Annotated in this window: 23 protein-coding genes; 17 read left to right on the top strand and 6 right to left on the bottom strand. The window is 61.6% G+C overall.

All coding sequences use genetic code 11. The features are described 5' to 3' along the window. Positions 1 to 9 precede the first annotated feature (9 nt). The 3 genes from F3H35_RS11050 to F3H35_RS11060 all read left to right on the top strand — a co-directional run bounded on the left by F3H35_RS11050 (position 10) and on the right by F3H35_RS11060 (position 4530). A complete protein-coding gene (locus F3H35_RS11050; protein WP_149779653.1) occupies positions 10 to 1095 on the top strand; it encodes a TRAP transporter substrate-binding protein in 1086 nt (361 codons plus the stop codon). Positions 1096 to 1234: 139 nt separating this feature from the next. After that, positions 1235 to 2161, top strand: a complete 927-nt coding sequence (locus tag F3H35_RS11055; RefSeq protein WP_149779654.1) for a TRAP transporter small permease subunit — start codon at positions 1235 to 1237, stop codon at positions 2159 to 2161. 14 nt (positions 2162 to 2175) lie between these two features. Beyond that, entirely contained in the window at positions 2176 to 4530 is a 2355-nt protein-coding gene (locus F3H35_RS11060; RefSeq protein WP_149779655.1) for a TRAP transporter large permease, read from the top strand. Positions 4531 to 4608: 78 nt separating this feature from the next. Here F3H35_RS11060 and F3H35_RS11065 read toward each other — a convergent pair whose 3' ends face one another. The 4 genes from F3H35_RS11065 to F3H35_RS11075 form a co-directional block, all read right to left on the bottom strand. Further along, positions 4609 to 5793 (bottom strand): vWA domain-containing protein, encoded by a 1185-nt coding sequence (locus F3H35_RS11065; protein WP_149779656.1) that lies wholly within the window; start codon positions 5791 to 5793, stop codon positions 4609 to 4611. Positions 5794 to 5803: 10 nt separating this feature from the next. Continuing rightward, positions 5804 to 5971, bottom strand: a complete 168-nt coding sequence (locus F3H35_RS18870) for a hypothetical protein (protein ID WP_188129953.1) — start codon at positions 5969 to 5971, stop codon at positions 5804 to 5806. A 9-nt stretch (positions 5972 to 5980) separates the two neighbouring features. Next, entirely contained in the window at positions 5981 to 7348 is a 1368-nt protein-coding gene (locus tag F3H35_RS11070; protein ID WP_149779844.1) for a DUF2927 domain-containing protein, read from the bottom strand. A gap of 283 nt (positions 7349 to 7631) precedes the next feature. Continuing rightward, positions 7632 to 8471, bottom strand: a complete 840-nt coding sequence (locus tag F3H35_RS11075) for an AAA family ATPase (protein WP_149779657.1) — start codon at positions 8469 to 8471, stop codon at positions 7632 to 7634. A 158-nt stretch (positions 8472 to 8629) separates the two neighbouring features. Here F3H35_RS11075 and dksA point away from each other — a divergent pair, with 158 nt between their 5' ends. Both dksA and F3H35_RS11085 read left to right on the top strand, forming a co-directional pair. Continuing rightward, positions 8630 to 9085, top strand: coding sequence for an RNA polymerase-binding protein DksA (dksA, locus tag F3H35_RS11080; RefSeq protein ID WP_149779658.1), 456 nt, complete (start codon positions 8630 to 8632; stop codon positions 9083 to 9085). Between the two features lie 70 nt (positions 9086 to 9155). Further along, complete coding sequence (locus tag F3H35_RS11085) at positions 9156 to 10334, top strand: FAD-dependent oxidoreductase (protein ID WP_149779659.1); 1179 nt, start codon at positions 9156 to 9158, stop codon at positions 10332 to 10334. Between the two features lie 12 nt (positions 10335 to 10346). Here the strand turns inward: F3H35_RS11085 and xth are convergent, their stop codons facing one another. Then, a complete protein-coding gene (xth, locus tag F3H35_RS11090) occupies positions 10347 to 11129 on the bottom strand; it encodes an exodeoxyribonuclease III (protein WP_149779660.1) in 783 nt (260 codons plus the stop codon). 326 nt (positions 11130 to 11455) lie between these two features. Here xth and F3H35_RS11095 point away from each other — a divergent pair, with 326 nt between their 5' ends. From F3H35_RS11095 to F3H35_RS11105, 3 genes are read left to right on the top strand one after another with little or no spacing between them, the layout of a single operon-like run. Then, complete coding sequence (locus F3H35_RS11095) at positions 11456 to 11752, top strand: DUF6749 family protein (protein ID WP_149779661.1); 297 nt, start codon at positions 11456 to 11458, stop codon at positions 11750 to 11752. A 52-nt stretch (positions 11753 to 11804) separates the two neighbouring features. Beyond that, the gene (locus F3H35_RS11100) at positions 11805 to 12890 is read left to right on the top strand and encodes a DUF6902 family protein (protein WP_149779662.1); all 1086 of its coding nucleotides are present in this window, start codon (positions 11805 to 11807) and stop codon (positions 12888 to 12890) included. Between the two features lie 5 nt (positions 12891 to 12895). Continuing rightward, complete coding sequence (locus F3H35_RS11105) at positions 12896 to 13804, top strand: DMT family transporter (RefSeq protein ID WP_317510559.1); 909 nt, start codon at positions 12896 to 12898, stop codon at positions 13802 to 13804. Between the two features lie 46 nt (positions 13805 to 13850). Here F3H35_RS11105 and F3H35_RS11110 read toward each other — a convergent pair whose 3' ends face one another. Further along, on the bottom strand, positions 13851 to 14174 hold the full coding sequence (locus F3H35_RS11110; RefSeq protein ID WP_149779664.1) for a HesB/IscA family protein: 324 nt from the start codon (positions 14172 to 14174) through the stop codon (positions 13851 to 13853). Between the two features lie 77 nt (positions 14175 to 14251). Between F3H35_RS11110 and F3H35_RS11115 the strand changes: the two genes are divergently transcribed. The 9 genes from F3H35_RS11115 (at position 14252) to F3H35_RS11155 (ending at position 23532) form a co-directional block, all read left to right on the top strand. Further along, positions 14252 to 15421: a deoxyguanosinetriphosphate triphosphohydrolase gene (locus tag F3H35_RS11115; RefSeq protein WP_149779845.1), complete on the top strand. Its 1170-nt coding sequence runs from the start codon at positions 14252 to 14254 to the stop codon at positions 15419 to 15421. Positions 15422 to 15424: 3 nt separating this feature from the next. Next, on the top strand, positions 15425 to 17263 hold the full coding sequence (locus tag F3H35_RS11120) for a cation:proton antiporter (RefSeq protein ID WP_149779665.1): 1839 nt from the start codon (positions 15425 to 15427) through the stop codon (positions 17261 to 17263). Positions 17264 to 17327: 64 nt separating this feature from the next. Further along, entirely contained in the window at positions 17328 to 17939 is a 612-nt protein-coding gene (locus tag F3H35_RS11125; protein WP_149779666.1) for a Rossmann-fold NAD(P)-binding domain-containing protein, read from the top strand. Positions 17940 to 17990: 51 nt separating this feature from the next. Beyond that, positions 17991 to 19736, top strand: a complete 1746-nt coding sequence (gene argS / locus F3H35_RS11130) for an arginine--tRNA ligase (protein WP_149779667.1) — start codon at positions 17991 to 17993, stop codon at positions 19734 to 19736. A 79-nt stretch (positions 19737 to 19815) separates the two neighbouring features. After that, the gene (locus F3H35_RS11135) at positions 19816 to 20781 is read left to right on the top strand and encodes an SPOR domain-containing protein (RefSeq protein WP_149779668.1); all 966 of its coding nucleotides are present in this window, start codon (positions 19816 to 19818) and stop codon (positions 20779 to 20781) included. Beyond that, positions 20778 to 21788: a beta-N-acetylhexosaminidase gene (gene nagZ, locus F3H35_RS11140; RefSeq protein ID WP_223228386.1), complete on the top strand. Its 1011-nt coding sequence runs from the start codon at positions 20778 to 20780 to the stop codon at positions 21786 to 21788. Before F3H35_RS11135 ends, nagZ begins: the two co-directional genes overlap by 4 nt. After that, positions 21781 to 22575 carry a segregation and condensation protein A gene (locus tag F3H35_RS11145; protein WP_149779670.1) on the top strand — a complete coding sequence of 265 codons (795 nt, stop codon included), beginning with the start codon at positions 21781 to 21783 and terminating at the stop codon, positions 22573 to 22575. The genes nagZ and F3H35_RS11145 overlap by 8 nt, the downstream gene beginning before the upstream one ends. A 4-nt stretch (positions 22576 to 22579) precedes the next feature. Further along, positions 22580 to 23242, top strand: coding sequence for an SMC-Scp complex subunit ScpB (gene scpB, locus F3H35_RS11150; RefSeq protein ID WP_149779671.1), 663 nt, complete (start codon positions 22580 to 22582; stop codon positions 23240 to 23242). A gap of 89 nt (positions 23243 to 23331) precedes the next feature. Next, a complete protein-coding gene (locus F3H35_RS11155; protein WP_149779672.1) occupies positions 23332 to 23532 on the top strand; it encodes a hypothetical protein in 201 nt (66 codons plus the stop codon). Positions 23533 to 23543: the final 11 nt, after the last annotated feature.

Consider the following 23543-nt stretch of genomic DNA (forward strand, 5'->3'; position numbering starts at 1 on the left):
GAGATACCTATGGATCGTCGTTCGTTTCTGAAGAATTCCGCGCTTGGCGGCACTGCAGCTGCCGCTGCAGGTCTGGCCGCCCCTGCCTATGCGCAGGGAAAGCGCACTCTTACATTGGTGACCACCTGGGGTCGCGGCCTGGCTGGCGTGCATGACAGCGCGCAATACTGTGCCGATGCGATCACCGCGATGAGCGACGGTCAGTTGACCGTGGATCTGAAGGCCGCGGGCGAACTGGTCGGCGCATTCGAGGTGTTCGATGCCGTGACCGCCGGACAGGCCGACCTGTTCCACGGTGTGGATTACTATTTCCTTAGCCAGCATCCTGCGCTGTCATTCTTCAGCCAGGTGCCCTTCGGGATGACGTTCCAGGAATTCAACAACTGGTTCGATCATGATGGCGGCCGTGAGCTGGCCGACGAGTTGTATTCGATCTTCGGCCTCAAGAGCTTCCCGGCGGGCAACACCGGCCCGCAATCCGGCGGCTGGTATGCCAAGGAGATGAACGCGGTCGAAGACTTCCAGGGCCTACGCTTCCGGATGCCGGGGCAGGGTGGCCAGGTGATGGGCAAGCTGGGCGCCTCGGTTCAGAACCTGCCGGGCGCCGAAGTGTATCAGGCGCTGGCCTCGGGTGCGATCGACGGCACCGAGTGGATCGGTCCCTGGGCGGATGAAAAGGCCGGTTTCCAGGAAATCACCAAGTTCTATTACACCGGCGGCTTCCACGAGCCGGGTCCGAACCTGAACCTGAACGTGAACCTCGAAGTCTATGAAAGCCTGACGCCCGCGCAGCAGTCGATCATCGAGAATGCCGCGCGCGCCTCGAACCTGTGGACCATGTCGCTGTTCATGGCCAACAACTCGGCGGCCCTGACACGTCTGCAGTCGAGCGGCGTGAAGCTTTTGAGCTTCTCGGACGCCATCTGGGATGCGTTCGGCGCCGCGTCGAAAGAGGTGGTCGAGGGATCGCTGAGCGACGAGATCTACAAGACCTGCTACGACAGCTACATGGCGTCGCTGGCAAGCTCGGCGTCCTGGGCCAGCCGCTCGGAAGGCGAATTCGCCGCGCAGCGTAACCGCGTGATGGGCCTCTAAGCTCGGCTTGCAAGCATCGGCCGTGTCCCCCTTTTGCCGGGGGCACGGCATCTTTTGCCGGCCAGCCTTGCAAGACCCTGCCTGAAAGACCAACGCGTAAACAGGGCCATGACTTGCAGACCATTCGGGGATTGTCGTGATGAATGATACTGCCACAACCGGCGGGCTTGGTGCCGTTCTGGATGGCATCCTTTGGCTTGTTCAGAACATCGCCATGGCCTTCTACAATCTGGGCTATGCGATCAGTCATCCGCATCTTTGGCTCGACTGGTCGGACAAGGAAGCGATCATGCGGTTCGTCTATTACGGCGGATCGGTGGAATTCTTCTTCGTGGTCTTCACCGCGTTTCTCGTCTGCACGGGCATCGGCCTGTGGCGCAACGGGTTCATGTGGGGATGCGTGCGCGTACTCGAAGGGTTTGCCAACACCGTCGGACGGTTTTTCGCATGGGCTGGGCTTATCATGGTGATCCAGCAGATCATCATCGTCTTTCTGCAGCGCATCTTCGCGCGGCCCGAAATCGTGATCGGCTTCGGCATTCCGCTTGAGATGGACATCAGTTGGTGGTCCGAGGAACTCAAGCTCTACAACGCGCTGGTCGTGTCGCTGTGCGCTACCTACACATTCGTTCAGGGTGGGCATGTGCGTGTCGACCTGATCTATTCCGCGGTCAGCTTTCGTACCAAACGGGTCATCGACATGGTTGGATCGCTGATCTTCATGATGCCGATGGCGGTTATCATCTGGCTCTATGGCTGGTTCTTCATGTGGCGCCATCTGATCGTGCCCAACCCATCGGCCAGCGAGTCCCTTGATCGTCTGTTGATGAAGTCACGCGCCTTGCGCTGGAACGTCGAGACGATCGGCTTCTCGCCCAACGGGTTCAACGCGTATTTCCTGTTCAAGATCCTGCTGGTCGCCTTTGCGGGGATGGTCTTCATCCATGCGGTGGCGTTCTTCTACCGGTCTTTCCTCGAATGGCGCGAGGGACCGGAAAGCGAAAACAAGTATCTCGACAAGGATAGTCTTGGCGAGGGCCAAGAAGCCTTCGAAGGCACACATTAAGGGGACGGGCAGCCATGTTATTCGGACTTGACGGAGTCGAGATCGGCCTGATCATCGTGTTCCTGTGTCTTTTCGGCGGGATCCTTTCCGGGTTTCCGGTGGCCTTCGCCATCGGCGGTGCCGGCATCCTGTCCTTCGGGATCATCGCAGCACTTGATAGCGCGGGTCTGCTGATTCATCAGGCGATCGACACATCGAGCCAGGCCTATGATGCGCTGATCGCGTCGGGCATCAGGCCCGAGACGATATCGATTTTCCGATATCCCGAATTGCCGCGGATCGGCGAGCCGGTCTTCCCGCAGGGTTGGGAAGTGGCTCTTGATCGCAACGTGAGTTTCATCGTCAACCGGATCAACGAGCGCGTGCTTGCAGGACAATCCATCGAGACCCTGCTGGCCGTTCTGATGTTCGTCATGATGGGGATCACGCTGGAACGCTCGAAGATCGCAAATGACTTGCTGACCACCATGGCGCGGGTCTTCGGCCCGCTTCCGGGCGGGCTGGCGGTGTCGGTCGTGGTCGTGGGGGCGTTTCTGGCTGCATCGACCGGCATTGTCGGGGCGACGGTGGTCACGATGGGGCTTTTGTCGCTGCCCACCATGCTGCGTAACAATTACAGCCCCGAGATCGCGACCGGCGTCATCGCCGCAAGTGGCACGTTGGGGCAGATCATCCCGCCATCCATCGTGATCGTTCTTCTGGGAACACTCGCGGGAGATCTCTATTCCACGGCCCAGGAAGCGCGCGCGCAAACAGCCGGCTGCACCGATGCGCTAACCTATCTGGGCGAACCGGCTGTCGTCTCCGTGGGAACACTGTTTCAGGCCGCCTTGCTGCCCGGTATCATGTTGGCGCTGCTCTATGCGCTTTATGCCTTCGGATATGCACTCTTCAATCCCAGCCGGGCGCCTGCGGTGGAACTGGGCCGGGCCAATGCCGAGCCTTTGAGCCGCAACGAGGCGTTTACGTGGTTTGTGGGAGTTCCGACCGCGCTGGTCGCGGGGATGCTTCTGCTCAGTCAGGTGAATGTCATCGGCTCGCAAAACCTGCAGGTCGACAGCTTCACGGACCGTGGGGCATCTGCGTCGCTGCGCACCAATGTCAGCGATGCGTGCAAGGCTTCCATGATCGAGCTGCACGGCCAGGAGGCCTGGGACGAGGCCGTGGCCGAGCAAAAGGCCATCGACGAGGCCGGCGGCCAGACGGAGAGCACGCGCCTCACGCCCGAGCAGATCGCCGAGCTTGTCGCCGAGAAAGAGGCGAATGCCGCGCCGATCGGAACCGGTGTCGCGACCATCCTGCTTCTGCTGTCGCTGATCCTTGTGGTGGCGCGCGGTGTGCGCCCGACGGCCGAGCAGGCACCGCTGCTTGTGGGGGCACTCGGAATCGTGCTGGCCCTGATTGCGGATGTGCTGCTGATCGCACCCTCCACCAGTTCCGGGCTTTCGCTGCTGATCCTTGCGATCCCCTATGCACTGGCGCTTTATGGCTGTTCTCATGGGGTGGTGCGACTTGCGCAGAACGAGTTGATCCGCGTGGTCTTTCCGCCACTGGTTCTGATCGTGGCGGTGCTTGGCTCGATCCTCGGGGGGATCACGAACCCGACACCTGCCGCCGCACTCGGTGCGGGTGGTGCGATCATGCTGGCGGCGTATCGCCGTTTGCGGGACGAGGACCGCTCGGGCATGGTCATCATCTATGCCACGCTGGCGATCATCGTGTCGATCCTTCTAGGCGTCAATTTCGACCTGCGCATCAATCAGGAACATGTTCCGCTTGAAAGCTGGATGGCCTTCTTTGGCGCCTATGCCGCTTACCTATATGCGGCATTCGGACTGCTTTATGCATGTTGGGTGTTGTTCGCGGGTGGGGTTCTGACGCCGGTCGTTCGCGAGACCGCCAAGGTCACGTCCATGGTCTTCACCATCCTGATCGGCTCGCAATTGCTGAACCTCGTGGTCATCTCTTTTGGTGGAGAGCACTATATCCAGCAGTTCCTGCGCAGCTTCGACAATGAATACAAAGTGTTCCTGATCGTGATGCTGGTGCTGTTCATTCTGGGCTTCGTTCTGGATTTTCTCGAGATCATCTACATCGTCATCCCGATCGTGGGGCCGGTGATCTATGGGGGGACGTTCGATCCGAAATGGGTGACCATCATGATCGCCGTCAATCTGCAGACCAGCTTCCTGACACCACCTTTCGGCTTTGCCTTGTTCTATCTGCGGGGGGTTGCGCCAAAAGAGGTGACGACCGGGCATATCTATCGCGGTGTTCTTCCGTTCGTGTTGATCCAGGTTGCCGGTCTGGGAATCCTGTTCCTGTTCCCGGCCATCGTGACGATCGTGCCGGCGCTGATCGGCAACTGATCCCGCGTCATCGCCGCGCAGAAAAAAGCAAAAGGCCGCCCCGTCGGGGCGGCCTTCACATATGGAAAGAGCGTCGCGTCAGCGGACCAGATCGCGCATCGCCTGGTCGATTCCGCGCAGGGTCATCGGAACCATGCGCCCCTCGAAGATCTCCGAGATCATGCGGATCGAATGGGTATGCCCCCAATATTGCTCAGGCACCGGGTTGATCCAGACATGGCTGGGCCATTGCTGGCGCGCGCGTTCCAGCCAGACCTGACCGGCTTCGGCGTTCCAATGTTCGTTTGCGCCTCCGGGATAGGCGATTTCGTAGGGGCTCATACTGGCATCGCCCACGAAAATACATTTGTAATCAGAGCCATAGGTGTGCAGCACATCCCATGTCGGCGTCTGCGCATCCCACCGGCGGTGGTTGTCGCGCCAGACACCCTCGTAGAGACAATTGTGGAAATAGAAATATTCCATGTATTTGAATTCGGCGCGCGCCGCGCTGAACAATTCCTCAACCACTTTCACATGCGGGTCCATAGATCCGCCCACATCCAGAAACAGCAGCACTTTGACGGCATTGCGCCGCTCGGGGCGGGTTTGAACGTCGAGATAGCCATGCTCGGCTGTGGCGCGGATCGTGCCGTCTAGATCCAGCTCGTCCGCCGCGCCGCTACGGGCCCATTGCCGAAGGCGTTTGAGCGCCACCTTGATGTTGCGGGTGCCCAACTCGACATTGTCGTCCAGATTGCGGAATTCCCTTTTGTCCCAGACCTTGACCGCGCGACGATGACGGGATTGATCCTGTCCGATGCGCACGCCTTCGGGGTTGTAGCCATAGGCGCCGAAAGGGGAGGTGCCCGCCGTGCCGATCCATTTGTTGCCGCCCTGATGGCGGCCCTGCTGGTCGCGCAACCGCTCCTTGAGCGTCTCCATCAGCTTGTCGAACCCGCCAAGGGCTTCGATCTCGGCCTTCTGCTCTTCGCTCAGATGCTTTTCCGCCAGCTTCTGAAGCCATTCAGCCGGCAGATCGACCGCATTCAGCACATCTGCCGCCGACAGCTCTTCCAGACCCTGGAAACTGGCGGCAAAGGCGCGGTCAAAACGGTCGATCAATCGCTCGTCCTTCACCATGGACGCGCGCGCCAGATAATAGAATCCCTCAAGGTCATAGGTGACCAGATCCGCCGTCATCGCCTCCAGAAAGGTCAGGTATTCGCGCAGACTGACGGGAATACCGGCCTTGCGAAGATTTTCGAAGAACGGCAGGAACATGCGCGCCCCCTCAGATCGAGGCGCGGTGGATGATCAGCGTGAGGAACAGACCGGCCAGCGTGAAGACCAGCGCATAGACAAAGGCGTATTGGAGGATATCGGCCAATTTGCCTTTGCGGCGCTTGGCGATCATGGCTCCGATAGTGGCGCCCAGAATGGCTCCGACGATGATGATCATATGCTCGTTTTACCCGTCTGATCCCCTGATCGGGTTGAGCATGGTGATTTCGCGCAGCTTCGCGCGCACCGCCCAATCCGCACCGAACCCGTAACGCGCCCAGCCCAGACTGTCCAGCCGAACGGCATGTGCTTCGGTGACGCGGCCCACCTGGTCGAGCGCCTCGGCCTGCAGCATCATGAGCGTGGCCAGAAGGGCGGCGTTTTCATGGCTTTTTGCCACGGCCAAATGCGGCTCCACCAGTTTGAGGGCATCATTTCCCCGCCCCTCGCTGATGGCATAAGCGGCCAGTTGCGACGCGGTATAGGCACGGTGCAGGTCCGTCCCGGGCGACTGGCGATAAATGCGATCTGCGATCAGGAATTGGTCATGGGCGAAATCCGGGTCCGTGGACTGGCTCAATCGGCCAAGTGCGAAATGGCTGAAGGCAAGCCTGTGATCCTGCCAGCCGACCGCTTGCGCGATTTGCAAAGCCTCGAGTGCGGCCTCGCGTCGTTCAGGGGGGCGCGCACCGGGACCAAGCGCCGTCTGGATGGCGCGCACCCAGGCGCGTGGCGTGCTGGTGCTGTTGCGCGGCGCGATCGTATCACCGATTGGATTGAGCCTGCTCAGAATGCCGGGCAATCGCGCGGCCACTTGCGCGCGCGTCATGCCGGAGCGCAATTCTGGCGCGTAATAAGCGCGCAGGATGAGCATGTCGAACCCGGTAAGCACCGTGTGCACGTTGTCGTCATTGAACACCGAGTCGGGCAACCTGTAGAGATCGTTGAGAGGCCCTATCGCCTGGGCAAGTTCTTCATGCAGGCAGTCGCGCACTTCTTGTGGCGAGGCATCGTTGGGCAGGAAAACCGCCAGCCTTTGGCGCTCTGTCAACAGGCTCCAGTTCGTGGCGCGCGTGTGGCGGGCTTTGCTGTATTCCGCGAGGCTCGAGATATTGGGAACCACGAAGCAGGCGGCTTGCGGCAGATGGCGCCTGATGTCGGATCGCGACACCGCCTCGACCGTGATATTGGCGTCGCCGCCGCGCACGGCCATGACATCTATACCGGCCTCGGTGCGCAGGCGGTTCACCACGCGGTTAAGGTCAGGCATCAGGGTCGGGGGCGGAGAGCCAGTGACCCGAATCGTGATCGGTCCATCGAATCGCGACAGATAGGGCAGGGTGCGCCCCGATTCCAACTGGAACGCCAATTCCAGAAAGTCCCGCTCGATATCGCGGTTGGACCGCGCGGGGGGCATCGGTTGAGGACTGCCGAACATTTTCATCGCCGGCATGGCGCTTTCTTCATGCGTTGCTGCACGCGACGGCATTTCACTCGCTGTATTGGGCACACAGGCCCCGAGCGCCAAGCAAAGCGGTATTATTATACGGCGCATCATGCCTCCGAAACCTGAACCCAACACCAACTCGAACAGGGCGTTACCGCCCCGCACAGGAGTTCCGTGGCTGTGTCGATCAGGCAATCCGGAGCCATGGCAGGCCGGATCATCGCCTTGGCGACCCGCGCCAGCAATGGAACCTGACCTGTAAACCCAAGCTTGCTGTCCAAGATAAGGAAGGCGGGGGGCAAAACTGTGACCGGTGCGTTTTTCCGCATCCCTTGCATGGGAAGGCGTCGTTTTATGTCGGAAAAACAAGGTCATGCTGGTCACATCTTGTTCAGCGGGATCGCCGCGCCATGAAGGCGAGCCGCTCGAAAAGATGTACGTCCTGTTCGTTCTTCAGAAGGGCTCCATGCAATTTTGGCAGCGCATCCGCCCCGTCGCGCTTGAGGTCCTCATGAGTCAGGTCCTCAGCCAGAAGCAGTTTGAGCCAGTCCAGTACTTCGGAGGTAGAGGGTTTCTTTCTCAGACCAGACTGCTCGCGGATCTCGTAGAATTGCGTCAGCGCGGTTGTCAGAAGCTGGTCCTTGATCCCTGGATGATGGACCTCGACGATCCGGCGCATCGTGTCCATGTCGGGGAACCGGATGTAGTGGAAAAAACATCTCCTCAGGAACGCATCGGGCAGTTCCTTTTCGTTGTTCGAGGTGATGATGACGATGGGCCGGTTGCGCGCGCGGATCGTCTCGCCGGTCTCGTAGACAAAGAACTCCATCCGGTCGAGCTCTTGCAGCAGGTCGTTCGGAAACTCGATATCGGCCTTGTCGATCTCGTCGATCAGCAGAACGACCTTTTCGTCGGTCTCGAAGGCCTCCCATAATTTGCCTTTTCGGATGTAGTTGCGCACATCATGCACCCTCTCATCCCCAAGCTGGCTGTCGCGCAGACGTGAAACCGCATCGTATTCGTAAAGCCCTTGCTGGGCCTTGGTGGTGGACTTGATGTTCCACTCGATCATCCGAAGACCAAGCGCCTGCGCCACCTGTCGCGCAAGCTCTGTCTTGCCCGTGCCTGGCTCGCCCTTGACCAGCAAGGGACGTTCCAGCGTCACGGCCGCATTCACAGCAACGGTCAGATCGTCAGTCGCGACATAAGAGTCGGTCCCTTCGAATTTCATGTCGGCTTCGCTCCTTTGCGCGGGCATTCAATCCGCTGAAGATGGCACAGTAAGCCCATATATAAAACACATCAATGCAGCGTGATTGCCTAGTGACATTCGCAGTCTCGGAGTGTAGTTCCTGCGCCAAGGAAGCGCCGCGATCTGAGGAGACTTTCATGCCAGACGTTGGCCTTGATGAGGGGAACAAAATGAAAGCCGAAGTCTTTCTGCCCGAGGATTATCACCCGGCCGAAGATGAGCCGTTCATGAATGACCGGCAACTTGAGTATTTCCGTCGCAAACTTATTACCTGGAAAAATGAATTGCTGGAGGACAGCCGCGACACGATCGAAGGGTTGCAGGATGGCACGCGCGCCATTCCCGATGTGGCCGACCGTGCCAGCGAAGAAACCGACCGCGCGCTCGAGCTTCGCACGCGCGACCGGCAGCGCAAACTGGTGGCCAAGATCGACGCCGCGTTGCGCCGAATCGACAATGGCGAATACGGATACTGCGAGGTCACAGGCGAGCCGATCAGCCTCAAGCGGCTTGATGCGCGCCCCATCGCCACAATGAGCCTCGAAGCGCAGGAGCGTCACGAGCGTCGCGAGAAGGTTCATCGCGACGACTGAAGCTTATGATCACAATCAATCATGAACGCCGGGGCTTTCGCTCCGGCGTTTTTCGTTCCAATAGAATACCATGAGTTTGCAGGACACGAAGATATTGGTGATCGGCGCGGGCATTGGCGGCCTGACTGTCGCGCGTGCTCTGGCGTTGCGGGGCGCGGATGTCACCGTGCTCGAACAGGCACCCGAAATCACCGAGGTCGGAGCAGGGCTGCAGGTCAGTCCGAACGGAGCCGTCGTGCTGCGTGCGCTTGGTCTGGAGGCGGCGCTGAGTGCGCGCGCGCTCGAGGCTCAGGCGGTCAGCTTGCGCGATTATGGTGGGGCGCCGGTGGTCCGGATCGACCTCACACAGCTTGACATGCGGGGCTATTATTTTGTCCATCGCGCCGATCTGATCGATATTCTGGCCGATGGTGCGCGCGATGCCGGTGCCCGTTTGCGGCTTTTGCAGAAGGTCGTCGGGGTCACGCCGGGGGATCGTCCGCGTGTCGATCTGGCAAATGGCGCGTCGCTCACCGCCGATCTGGTGATTGGTGCGGACGGGTTGAAGTCCACCGCGCGTGCGGCCCTGAACGGGGCGGCCGCACCCTTCTTTACCCGGCAGATCGCATGGCGCGCGGTTGTGCCGGATGATGGCGCATCCCCGCTCGAGGCACAGGTTTTCATGGGACCGCATCGGCATCTGGTCAGCTATCCGCTGCGCGACGGTCGCCAGCGGAATATCGTTGCCGTTCAGGAGCGCGCGGCATGGGCCGCCGAAAGCTGGTCGCAGGAAGACGATCCCATGGCCTTGCGTGCAGCATTCGGAGATTTCTGCCCCGAAGTGCAGGATTTCCTAGGCCGTATCGAGAAGGTTCATCTATGGGGGTTGTTCCGTCATCCGGTGGCAGAAGCCTGGCATGGCGGCGGCGTCGCCTTGATGGGAGATGCCGCGCATCCCACCTTGCCCTTCATGGCCCAAGGGGCCTGCATGGCGCTGGAAGATGCCTGGGTGCTCGCGGATGAGCTTGATGGGACGGACACGCTGGATGCGCTTCTGGCGCGATATCAGTCCCGCCGCCGGGACCGGACCCAGAGAATTGTCAACGCTGCCAATGGAAACGCGTGGAAATATCATCTGTCCTTCGGCCCCCTGAGATGGGCCGCGCATACGGCGATGCGGCTTGGCGGAACACTTGCGCCAGAAAAGATGGCGCGCCAGTTCGACTGGATCTATGCGCATGACGTCACCCACCCGCCGGACATCGGCTGAGCGGGGACTCATTCACGCGTCGAGCGTGATCCAGATCGGGACGTGATCGGACGGCTTCTCGCGGCCACGAATGTCGCGGTCGATCTGGCAGTCGCCGAGCAGATCTGCGGCTTGTGGCGTCAGCAGGAAATGGTCGATCCTTATTCCATCGTCGCGGTTCCACGCGCCTGCCTGGTAATCCCAGAACGTGTAATGGCCCGGCCCCTGATGAAAGGCGCGGAACGCCTCTGTGAACCCCAGATTCACGATCCGGCGGAACGCCGCGCGGGTTTCGGGCAGGGCGAGGGCATCCTTGCGCCAAGCCTCGGGGCGTTTGGCGTCCTCGTCCTGGGGAATCACGTTGTAATCCCCGGCCATGAGTGCTGGTTCCTCGGCGGCCAGCAGCGCCTCGGCGCGGGCCTTGAGCCGCTCCATCCACGCAAGCTTGTAGTCATATTTCGGCCCCGGCGCCGGATTGCCGTTGGGCAGATAGAGCCCACAGACCCGGACGGCGGTCTTGTCTCCGATCACGGTGCCTTCGATCCAGCGCGCCTGTTCGTCCTCATCGTCGCCGGGCAAGCCGCGTGTGACATCCTCCAGGGGCAGCCGCGACAGGATCGCCACGCCGTTGAAGCTTTTCTGGCCATGCGTTTCCACCCGGTAGCCACGATCCTCGAAAAGCTCGCAGGGAAAGCCCTCATCGACCGACTTGATTTCCTGCAGGACGACGACATCAGGCTGCGCCTCGTCCAGCCAATCGGTAAGGGCCTGCGCACGGGCCTTGATGCCGTTGATGTTGAAACTGGCGATTTTCATCTGGTCGGCCCCCGCTTGTCCGTCCCCTCTATTGCGCAGCTTACCGCCCGAGGCAAGGGTCGGACCGTGCCGCGCGACATGGAATCACGCATAGGTTGATTCGGGGATCTTCGGGCGGAACGGCGCCAAAATCCACGACATCTGGGGGTGTGGATAAGTTTATATACAACATTTAGGCAGTCGGATTTTCTGAACAAATTCAGGATTTTGCTGCACCCTATTCGGGAAAGCAGCCTGTGGAAAACTCGGTTAGGTAGAATTTCCAATTGAAAAACAATTTAAACGTGCAATCGTCAGGGGGCTGCAACCTAACCTGGGAGACTGACATGCTTGCTTTGAAAACCCTCGAAATCGAAACCCTGGCCCATGTCGGCGAAACCGTCGCCAACCTGCATGACGGCTCCGCCGTCGAGGCCTTCACTTCGTCCATCGGTCCGGTGACAAGTGCCAATATGTTCGCCGGCGATGCGGTCGACGTGTTCACGTCGTCCATCGGCCCGATCACTACAGGCGAAGCCATCCGTGGCGACGCGGTCGAGGCGTTCACCTCCTCCATCGGTCCCGTCACCTCGGGCGAGGCCGCGCTTGGCGATCTGGTTCAGGCGTTCACCTCGAGCATCTGAGCCATGGGCGAAACGGACCCTTCATCAACCTGCCTTACAAGGGATAGAGCCCATGGGAGATATCGTTCGACTGAATGTTCCGTTTCGCCGACCCGCCAAGATGTCGGGACAGGCGGCGCTTGTGACGACCTTCGCAACGCAGCGCCGCCACCGCGACGACGTTTTCTGGATGAAGGAAAACGCCGAATTGCTCAACGTACTCGAGACAACCGGCTCTCTGCCCAAGCCAGACGCGCTTGCGGTGCATCTGGCCTTTTATGAAGACATCGAAAACCGTCTTGGGTTTTTTCCGCAATATTACCGTTTCTTGCTGTCCATCTGCCTTGATCTCGAAGACCTCGGAATTGGCGGGGCAAAAGGCGAAAAGCTGGTCCATTGGGTCATGACCGAGGGTCTTGCCGAGGCCGAGCTTTCAGACCTCCAGCGCGCCGAAGCTCGGCGGCTTTGCCTGCGACGCGGGGTCGATCCGCTGCCGCATGATGTCGGTTTGAATGACCGGTTGCGGGGCTTTGCGCGGCGCTCGGCAACATTTGCCATGCCGAACAAGAAAGCAGCCTATGAGCTGACGCATATTGTATTCTACCTCTCCGAATATGGCCGCCGCGATCCCGGTCTGGATGAGGTGTTCCTGGACAGCCTGTTCTTTGCCGGAACGCTGGCCTTCCTCGACATGAACCTCGATCTTTTGTCCGAAATCTGTATCGCGCTGCGCTTTGCCGGGGCCACGCCGCCGGACATATGGGAGCGTTGGATCCGCGATCAGGCGGCGCGGTTCCGCATCAACTCTGTCGACGCCGCGGCCGGGCCGGACGATTATCACTCGTTTCTGATGGCCAACTGGCATCTGGCGCTGGCCGGGCAGGGTGGGTTCTCCCTTGCCGTGCCCGAGGGCCCGCTTGCGTTTCGCCACGTCCCTTCAGGGCAAGGCCCGTTGCGGGAATTGTCCGAGTGCATGTATGGCCTGGGCGACAGGCGCAGCGCGGACTGGCTCGTGATGAAAGCGGCGATCCATGACAAACTCTCGTCCGAGGCCCGGTCCGTCCTTGCCCTGGCCGAGGCGGCCACCGACAGGTTTGATGCCTTCTTCGCCGGATTTGCCCGCACGGGTCTGGCCCGTCTCGGCGGAGATCGGTCTTGAAGCGCGTGCTCTTGGCCGCTCCCGCCGCAATCGGGGCGGGGTTGATGGTGCTCTACACGCTGCTGATCACGGGTGCCGATGCGATCACCAAGGCCTTTGCCGCCTCCTATGCCGCGCCGCAACTCTTTGCGGTGTCGGGCGGCATCGTGGCCGGGCTGAGCCTTTTGGCCACGCGCGTCTTGCGCGATGACAGGGGTGTGCGCACGCATGCGCCGCGCGCCATGGCGCTACGCTCGGTGACAACGGTGGCCGGGGCGGTGGCGTTTTTCCATGCCTTTCGGCTTTTGCCGTTCGCCGAGGTGTTCCTGTTCATCGCGCTCATCCCGATCTTTGCCGGCATTCTGTCCGGGCCCGTCCTGTCCGAGCCGGTGCGCCCGCAGGCATGGGGCGGTCTTGCTCTGGCCAGCATGGGGGTCTTGGTCCTCTTTCCCTCGGGCCTGTCGTCTATTGGCCTCGGGCATCTCGTGGCGTTGCTGGCGGCCTTGCTTGGCACGGTATCGATGTTGGCGGCGCGCTATATCTGCCGGATCGAAAGCAATCTTCTGGCACAGGTCTTCTATCCCAATGCCGCATTGATGGTGGTGATGGCCCTGGCCTTGCCCTTCGTGTTTCAGCCCATGCCCTTGAAGGATTTGGCTTGGGCCTTCAGCTATGGCGTGATTCTTTTCGGGGCACGGTGGGTGCTTGTGGGTGCGATGCGGGTGATGCCTGCCTATGTGGTCACACCGCTCATCAACCTGCAATTTCTGTGGATGGTGCTGTTCGGCATTCTGTTCTTCGCAGAGACACCCGCCGCGTCGGTCTTTCTGGGGGCCGGGTTGATGATCGCAGCAAGCGCCATGCTGATGCGCGATCAGTTGCGCTTGCGGCCGATGCCTGCGTCACGCCCCAAATCCGTGGTCCCGGCCGAGTGAAAGCTTGCCGAAAGCGATATGAGCTTTCACGCGCAAGCCATTCTGATTACATCGAAAAAGATGTTCCGCAACCGCAAGAGCTGCTGGCATTGGGATTGTCGATGGTGAAACGCGCGCCGATCAGTTCCTCGGTGAAGTCGATGGTGGCACCGGCCAGAAACGGCAGCGAGACACTATCCACGACCACCTTTTGCCCCAAACCTTCGAGAACAAGATCGTCCTCGGCGGGCTGATCCAGCCGGATGTCATACTGAAAACCCGAACATCCGCCACCTTCCACGGCGATGCGAAGAGCCTGACCCTGATCGCCGGCGCCTATTTCGCTAAGGCGGGAGAAAGCGCGCTCTGTCACTTTCGGGGGCAATTGCATCTTGGTCTCCTGACGGTTCCGTTATCCTGTTGCTTGCAATATATGGGAACGGGACAAAGCCGACAAGGATGGCCGACATGCAAATGCCCTATGCCTCGGACCCGGCTCGCACACGCGGGCGTCTGGTGCCCGAGGAGGAAAGCGCGTTCCGCTCCTGTTATCAGCGCGATCGCGACCGCATCATTCATTCCAGTGCCTTCCGCCGTCTCAAGCACAAGACTCAGGTGTTCGTGGAACACGAGGGGGATTATTTTCGCACGCGTCTCACCCATTCCATCGAAGTGGCACAGGTGGCGAGGACGATCTCTGGCGCGCTCGGGCTCAATTCCGAACTGACCGAAGCGGTGGCACTGGCGCATGATCTGGGCCACACGCCTTTCGGTCACACTGGTGAGGATGCGCTCGATGCGCTGATGCAGCCCTATGGCGGGTTCGATCACAATGCCCAGGCGTTGCGCATCGTCACGTCGCTGGAACGGCATTACGCGGAATTCGACGGGCTGAACCTGACATGGGACACGCTGGAAGGCATCGCCAAGCACAACGGCCCGGTCACCGGCGATCTGCCTTATGCGCTGCACGATTACAATGCGCGCCACGATCTCGAGCTCGACACCCACGCCAGCGCCGAGGCGCAGGTCGCGGCCCTCGCCGATGACATCGCCTACAACAATCACGATCTGCATGACGGTCTGCGCGCGCGCCTCTTCACCGAGGTCGACATTCAGGGGCTGCCCATCATCGATGCCTGCTATGCCGAGGTCGACGCGGCTTATCCGGGCCTCGATCCCTATCGCCGCCGCCACGAAGCGCTGCGGCGGGTTTTCGGCGTCATGGTCGGCGATGTGATCGAAACCTCGCGCCGGCATCTGGCCCAAGCCGCGCCGGGCGACGCCGCCGATATCCGGCATCTGGGGCGTCCGGTGATCCGCTTTTCGGACGGCATGTGGCGCGATCTGCGCGAGATCCGCGCCTTTCTGTTCGCGCGCATGTATCGCGCGCCCGTTGTCATGGAGATGCGCGCCAAAGTCACCCGCGTCGTCGAAGAGCTGTTTCCGTTCTACCTCGCGGCGCCCGAGCATCTGCCCGAACGCTGGCGACACGATGTTGCACAGGCTACGGACGATGTCGCGCTGGCCCGCTTGGTGAGCGACTACATCGCCGGCATGACCGACCGCTATGCCCTGCAACAACATGCCCGGCTTCTTGGTGGGCCCGGTGGTGCCGGAGCATGGGGCGGGACATGAACCATGGCGATTGATGCGGCAACGACCGGGGCGCTGGCCCCAGTGATGAGCTTTGCACTGGTCGGCGCGCTTGGCGTCGGTGCGCAATGGCTGGCGTGGCGGCTGCGCCTTCCGGCGATCGTGCTGATGCTGGTGGCCGGTCTGGTGATCGGGCCGGTGACGGGCCTGTTCGATCCAGGCCGCGATATCGGCCCGCTGATGGGTCCGCTGATTTCGATCGCGGTCGCCATCATCCTGTTCGAAGGCGGCATGACCCTCAGCGTGCAAAGCCTGCGCGGGGCGGCCGAAGGCGTCAGGCGGCTGGTTTTTGTCGGCGCGCCGCTTGGCTGGTTGCTCTCGGCTTTGGCGCTGCACTATGTGGCGGGGCTTGGCTGGGCGTCATCGGCTGTGTTCGGCGGGATCATGATCGTCACCGGCCCCACCGTGATCGCACCGCTCTTGCGTCAGGCCCGGCTCAGGCGGCGCCCGGCGCAATTGCTGCAATGGGAGGCCATCGTCAACGACCCGATCGGCGCGCTGGCCGCCGTTCTCGCCTTCGAGGTGGTACTCGTGCTGCAAGCAGCCGAATCCGCGGGCGACGCCGTGCTGGACATTACCCGCGGTCTGGTGGTGGCCTCGGTTCTGGGGGTGGCGTCGGGATGGGCGATTGCGGAATCCTTCCGCCGCGCATGGGTGCCGGAATTCATGAAAGTGCCCGTGCTCTTCACCCTGCTTCTGGGGGTGTTCGCCGTGTCTGACACGGTTTTGCATGAAAGCGGCCTGTTGGCGGTCACGGTGATGGGCATCTGGATCGCGAATGCCGATCTGCCCAGCTATACCGAGCTGCGCCGCTTCAAAGAACATGCCACGATCCTGCTGGTGTCGGGCGTGTTCATCCTGTTGGCCGCAAATATGAAATTCGACGCACTGGCCCTGCTGAACTGGCAAGCGGCGGCATTCGTCGCCGTCGTGATCCTGATCGTGCGCCCGCTGACGGTGCTGATCTCGCTTCTGGGCACCAAGCTGCCGATGCGCGAGCGGCTGCTGGTGGGGTTGACCGGACCGCGCGGGGTCGTGCTGGTCGCGGTTGCGGGGCTTTTTGCCGAACGTCTGGTTGCCGAAGGCATCGAAGATGCGGCTCTCCTGACGCCTTTGGCCTTCGCTCTCGTGGCGGCGACGGTCGTGTTGCATGGGTTTTCACTGCGTCCCATGGCGCGGGCCTTCGGGCTGGCCGGGGCGGCCATTCCCGGCGTGATCTTCGTGGGCGGGTCGCGCTTTGCCATGGCCTTTGCCAAAGCCTTGCAAGACCGCGATGTGCCCGTACTGATCGCTGATGCCAATCGCGCACGTCTGCGCAGCGCGCGCGAGGCCGGGGTGCCGGTCTTTTTCGGCGATATCCTTTCCGAAGCGGCAGAACATGGCGTCGAGATCATGAGCTATGGGCAGGTCATGGCGATCAGCGACAACGATGCCTACAACACCCTTGTCGCCACCGATCTCGCGCCGGAATTCGGCCGCGAGAACGTCTTTCAACTCAAACGCGCCAAACAGGACAGCAAGCGCCATGCGCTCCCGGCCACTCTTGGCGGGCGCATCACCGCAGGGGGGCTCACCTATTACGAGCTTGCCGCGAAGATGAGCGACGGCTGGAGCGTGCGCAGCACCGACCTGACCGATGAATTCACACTCGAGGATTGGGCCGCGCACAATCCCGAGGCCATCTTGCTGGCCAGCTATGATGAAAGCGCCGGGCTGACCCTGATCGAGCATGAACAGGCTCCGAAAAAACTCTCGGGTGTTCGTATTCTTGCGCTTGCGCCGCAAAAACCGGATCGGACCGAAGCACCTCAGACCGAGCGTTGATTACCCGCCGCTGCGGTGATACCCCATGCCGGTGGTGCTTGTGTGAGTGGCTTGTTTGCGTGGCGTGGAGTTTTCTGGCAAGACCGTGGTGATCGCGGGCGCTGGCTGTGAGGTTGGCATCGCACTTGCGCATGGTTTTGGCCGCGTGGGCGCGCGGATCGTGCTCATGGACCGCGAGGAATCCACATTACTGGAAGTGGCGACGCTGGCGCGTGACCGTATCGAACCACTGGCCCTTGATCCCCTGCGCGCCGATCTGAGCGCGCAGTTCGGTGAAATCTGGGCCGATGAACCGCTCGATATCCTGATCCATCTGCAGCCCTTGCGCCATCCGGATCGTCTTGCGGCGGCCATGTCCTCCATCCCCGCATTGACGCGGGATCTGGCGCGCGCGTTGAAGGCCGGGCAGGGCCGGGTGATCGTGCTGTTTTCCGCGCCCACGCCGCTGGCCGGGATCGACCGTGCGCTTCTGGACAAGGCGCTGTCCGCGCTTCCCGGCATGCTCCATGACAAGCTGGGGGTGCATGGCATCTGCTGCAATGCGTTACGCCTTCCGGCGAGCGTCGGTGACATCTGCTCGATGGAGGCCCTCGTCTCGACGGTGATGTTCCTGTGCGGGCCGCATGGCGGTGCCATCGGAGGGGCGCTTTTGCCGCTTTGGCCGCGTTCCGATTGACGCGGGCACTGGCAATGATAAACCGGCCCGCGACGAACAAGGGATGATCCGATGAATCTGTTCACCGAAATCCATGGGCTTGTGCTGGCCGAACTGGGCCGCCTTCAGGCCGAGGGCAAGCTGCCCGAAGCGCTCGATTTCGCGAATGTGGCGGTCGAGCCGCCGCGCGATCCGGCCCATGGCGACATGGCGACCAATGCCGCGATGGTGCTGGCCAAGCCCGCCGGTCTGCAGCCGCGCGCCATCGCCGAGGATCTGGCCGCGCGCCTGCTCGAGGATGACCGGATCGAAAGCGCCGATGTGGCCGGTCCGGGCTTCCTGAACCTGAGGCTGTCGTCCGGCATGTGGCACGCGGTGGTGCGCGCAGCTCTGCAAGACGGCGACGCGTTCGGTCGGTCCGCGATGGGTGCCGGCAAGAAGGTCAACGTGGAATATGTCAGCGCCAACCCGACCGGTCCCTTGCATGTCGGCCATACGCGCGGCGCGGTGTTCGGCGATGCGCTGGCCAGCCTGCTGGACTACGTGGGCTATGAGGTCACCCGCGAATACTACATCAACGATGGCGGCGCGCAGGTCGATGTCCTGGCGCGCTCGGTCTACCTTCGGTATCTCGAGGCGCATGGGCAGGCCGTGGCCTTCGAGGATGGCACCTATCCCGGCGACTATCTGATCGAAGTGGGCGAGGCGCTCAAGGCCGAGGTCGGAGCGGCCTATGTCGATCAACCCGAAGACGTCTGGCTGGCCGAAGTGCGCAGCTTTGCCACCGACCGGATGATGGACCTCATCCGCGACGACCTCAAATCCCTTGGCGTCGAGATGGATGTGTTCTTCTCGGAGAAGTCGCTTTACGGCACGGGGCTGATCGAAAAGGCGCTCAAATCGCTCGAGGATCGCGGCCTGATCTATGAAGGCGTGCTGGAACCGCCCAAGGGCAAGACCCCCGAGGACTGGGAACCGCGCGAACAGACGCTGTTCCGGTCGACCGATTACGGCGATGACGTGGATCGGCCCGTCAAGAAATCCGATGGCAGCTGGACCTATTTCGCGCCCGATATCGCCTATCACTATGACAAGATCACGCGCGGCTTCGACAAGCTGATCGACGTCTTCGGCGCCGATCATGGCGGCTATGTCAAGCGGATGAAGGCCGCCGTGGGCGCGCTGAGCGACAATCGCGTGCCGCTCGACATCAAGCTATGCCAGCTCGTCAAGCTCTACAAGAATGGTGAGCCGTTCAAGATGTCCAAGCGGGCAGGGACCTTCGTGACCCTTCGCGATGTCGTCGATCAGGTCGGCCCGGATGTCACCCGTTTCGTGATGCTGACCCGCAAGAATGATGCGCCTCTGGATTTCGATTTCGACAAGGTGCTCGAACAATCCAAGGATAATCCGGTTTTCTATGTCCAATATGCCAATGCGCGGGTGAATTCAGTGCTGCGCAAGGCGCGCGAGGCGGGCATCGATGTGGAGGACGCGACACTGGCCAAGGTAGATCTCTCGGGGCTGGTCCACGAGGCGGAGCTGGCGGTTGCCCGCAAGCTGGCGGAATGGCCCCGCATGGCCGAGCTTGCCGGTCGCACGAACGAGCCGCACCGGGTGGCCTTCTATCTCTACGATCTTGCCTCGGATCTGCACGCGCTCTGGAACCGCGGCAATGACGAACCTGCCTTGCGTTTCCTGCAAGAGGACAACCCTGCAACAAGTCAGGCCAAAATCGCCCTCGCCCGATCCGTGACCGTTGTTATTTCCTCAGGTCTTGGTATTCTGGGCGTCACACCGGCAGAAGAGATGCGATAACAGTCGCACATATGCGCCGGGGCAGGCAGTAAACAAACCCCGGCGGCCAAGTATCGCCGGAGTGCAAGCGAGGCGAGACATGGCAGACAGGCAAGACGTGCAGCATTCCGCTGCGCCCGGGCAGGGCAACAGTATCGCGAAACTCACCAATTTTGCGGGCGCGGCGATATCGCTGGCGCTCGTTGTCGGGATAGGTGTCTGGGGATACAAGCTTCTTGTGCGTGATGTCAGCGGTGTACCGGTCGTGCGCGCCGCCGAAGGCCCGATGCGCGTGCAGCCCGAAGATCCCGGCGGGCGCCAGGCCCCCCATCAGGGGCTGGCGGTGAACGCCGTGGCCGCCGAAGGCACCGCAGAGCGTCCCGCAGATAAGCTGATCCTCGCGCCAAGGCCACTTGAGCTGACCCTCGAAGATATTCCGCAAGCCGAACTGTCCGCCCTTGTGCAGGCACCTGCGGAGCCCATCGACGAGACCGAGACGGTCGCCGATGCCGAACCTGCCCCCGCGATAGACGAGCGTTTGACCGATGAGGACCGCGCCGTGCAGCTTGTTGCGGTCGAAGCTCTGGCCGCGCGCATGGCCGATGGTGTCGAACCGCTGCAGGCGCTTGAAGAGCCCGCGCCATCCGCCACCCCCGAGCCGCTTGCCGCAACTGATGCAGCATCCGCGGACGGGATCGGCCGGTCCTTGCGCCCCAAGCAGCGCCCCGCCTCACTGGGTCAGGTGAAGCAGGCGGCTTTGACCATCGCAAGCAGCTCTGACTCCCCGCGTGAGATCGCGCCCGAAGATATCCCCGTCGGCACACGCCTTGCCCAGTTGGGCGCGTTTTCCTCGCCCGATATCGCCCGCAAGGAATGGGACCGTCTGGATGGGCGTTTCGGCGAATATCTCGACGGCAAGGATCGCGTGATCCAGAAGGCGCAAAGCGGCGGACGGACCTTCTATCGCCTGCGCGCCATGGGCTTTGCCGATATCAACGATGCGCGGCGCTTCTGTTCCGCACTCGTGGCCGAAAACGCCGAGTGTATTCCGGTGGTTACAAGGTGAGTACGCCATTCGGGGCCTGCATCCTCGATGCCGAAGGCCTGCGTCTGACGGCCGAGGAAAAGCGTTTTTTCGCGGATGCCGATCCTTTCGGCTTCATCCTTTTCGCACGCAATATCGACACGCCGGATCAGGTGCGCGCGCTCTGCGCCGAGATGCGCGATGCCGTTGGCCGCGACGCGCCGATCACCATCGATCAGGAAGGCGGGCGCGTGCAGCGCCTGCGCTCACCCATATGGCGCGATTGGCTGCCGCCTCTGGAGCATGTCGCCGTCGCCGGACCGCACGCCGAAGAGGCGCTTTATCTGCGCTATCGGATCATTGCCTCCGAATTGCGCGATCTGGGGATCGACAGCAATTGCGCGCCTTTGGTCGATGTCGCCGGTCCCGAAACGCATGATTTTCTGAAAAACCGTTGCTACGGGTTCGATCCCGGCACGGTGGCCCGTCTGGGCCGGGCTGTGGCCGATGGCCTGATGGATGGCGGCGTTTTGCCGGTGCTAAAGCATATCCCCGGCCATGGCCGAGCGGTGGTCGACAGCCATCTGGACTTGCCAGTGGTCGGTGCAGCGCATCGTGACCTCTCCGAGGTGGATTTTCTGCCGTTCAAGTCGCTCAACGATCTGCCGATGGGGATGACCGCGCATCTGGTCTATTCGGCGATCGACGACCGGCCCGCGACCACGTCTCCGGTAATGATGCGGATCATTCGGGACGAGATCGGATTCAATGGCCTCGTCATGACCGACGATATCTCGATGAAGGCACTCAAGGGGTCGCTCACGGATATCGCGCGCGCCTCGCTCAATGCAGGCTGCGATGTGGTCCTGCTGTGCAATGCCACGCTCGAGGAGCGCCGCGCCGTGGCCGATGTCTCGGGCTGGCTGTCTCCAGCGGGGCTTGCGCGCGCCGAACGCGCGATGGAGGCCCGCCGCATACCGGACGAGGTTGACATTCGCGCCCTTGAGGCAAAGCTTGATCAGCTGATAAATGGACGCGGTGATGGCTGAAGACGATTTCGAGGATCAGGGCGGGGCGCAAGTGACCCCGGTGGCCGACCGGATGGCGGCTGAAGCCCTGATCGTCGATATCGACGGCTTCGAAGGTCCGCTCGACGTGCTGCTCATGCTTGGCCGGACCCAGAAGGTCGATCTGCTGAAGATTTCGGTGCTCGATCTCGCGCGGCAATACCTGGCTTTCGTCGAGCGCGCCAAACAGCTCCGGATCGAACTGGCGGCGGATTATCTGGTCATGGCGGCCTGGCTCGCCTTTCTCAAATCCCGCCTTCTGTTGCCCCCAGACCCGACCGAAGAAGGTCCATCCGGCGAAGAATTGGCCGCCCACCTGGCGTTCCAGCTCGAACGCCTGCAAGCGATGCGCGAACATGCGGCCAAGCTCATGGCGCGCGATCAGTTGGGCCGGGATTTCTTTGCCCGCGGCATCCCCGAAGACATCACCCGGGTCAAGCGCGTGACCTATACCGCGACGCTCCTTGATCTGATGCAGGGTTATGCGCGCATCCGCACCAAGGATGAATTCCGCCCCTACGCGATGGACCGCGAGGCGATCTTCACCATGGAACAGGCGCTCGAGCGTATGCGCGGCCTGATCGGTTTTGCGGGAACATGGACCGATATCTCGACCTATCTGCCCGAGGGCTTCACCACCGATCCCGCGCGCCGTCGCTCGGCCACGGCCTCGACCTTCGCGGCCTCCCTGGAACTGGTCAAGGAAGGCAAGATAGTCATCCGACAATCCGACACATTCGCGCCGATCGAAGTGCGACGCAAGGATTAGGAATATGGCAGAAGACACTGATAAAAAAGAAGAAAGCCTATTTGATGCGCCGCCCATAGCCGAACAGGAGCGCATGTGCGAAGCGATCCTCTTCGCCACCGCCGAGCCTTTGACCATCAAGGAGATGGAAGCGCGCATGCCGCATGGCTGCGACGCGGCCGAGGCGCTGGTCTATTTGCGCAAACGATACGAAGGGCGTGGGGTGAACCTCGTCAAGGTGGGCGACGCCTGGGCGATGCGCACCGCACCGGATCTTGGCTTCCTGATGCAGAAAGAGACCGTTGAGACCCGAAAACTCAGCCGCGCCGCGGTCGAGACACTTGCCATCATCGCCTATCACCAGCCCGTCACCCGCGCCGAGATCGAAGAGATCCGCGGCGTCTCGGTCAGCCGTGGCACGGTGGATCAACTGCTTGAAATGGAATGGATCCGCTTCGGCCGCCGCAAGATGACGCCCGGTCGCCCCGTGACCTTCGTGGTCACTCAGTCCTTTCTCGATCATTTCGGCCTCGAATCGGCCCGCGATCTTCCGGGCCTCAAGGAACTGCGCGCCGCCGGCTTGCTGGAAAACAGGCCTGCCCCCGGCGCCATGCCCCAAATGGGCGAGGGTGACAGCGATGCGGACGAGCAATCCTCCGAAGGTCAAAGCGAACTCTTCGAGGATTGATGAGGCTCTTGGGCTCCAAGCCCTGAAAACGCCGTGATTTCATGTTATATGATGGATCACGGGTACACTGAAACACGAGTGAGGCAGTTATGAACGTCAACAGCATCGTCACGATGATCCTGCGCATGGTCATGCGAACCGTCGTCAGCAAGGGCATGAATGCGGGCATCAACGCCATGAGCAAACGCAATGGCCCCGATGGAGCATCGGCACCGGGTCCCGACACCCGCAAGACGCAGCAACGTGCCCGTCAGGCGATCAAGATCGGCCGCCGCTTCGGCAAGTTCTGATCCTCCCGCCG

Source organism: Roseovarius litoreus, assembly GCF_900142765.1.
GTDB classification, from domain to species: Bacteria; Pseudomonadota; Alphaproteobacteria; order Rhodobacterales; family Rhodobacteraceae; genus Roseovarius; species Roseovarius litoreus.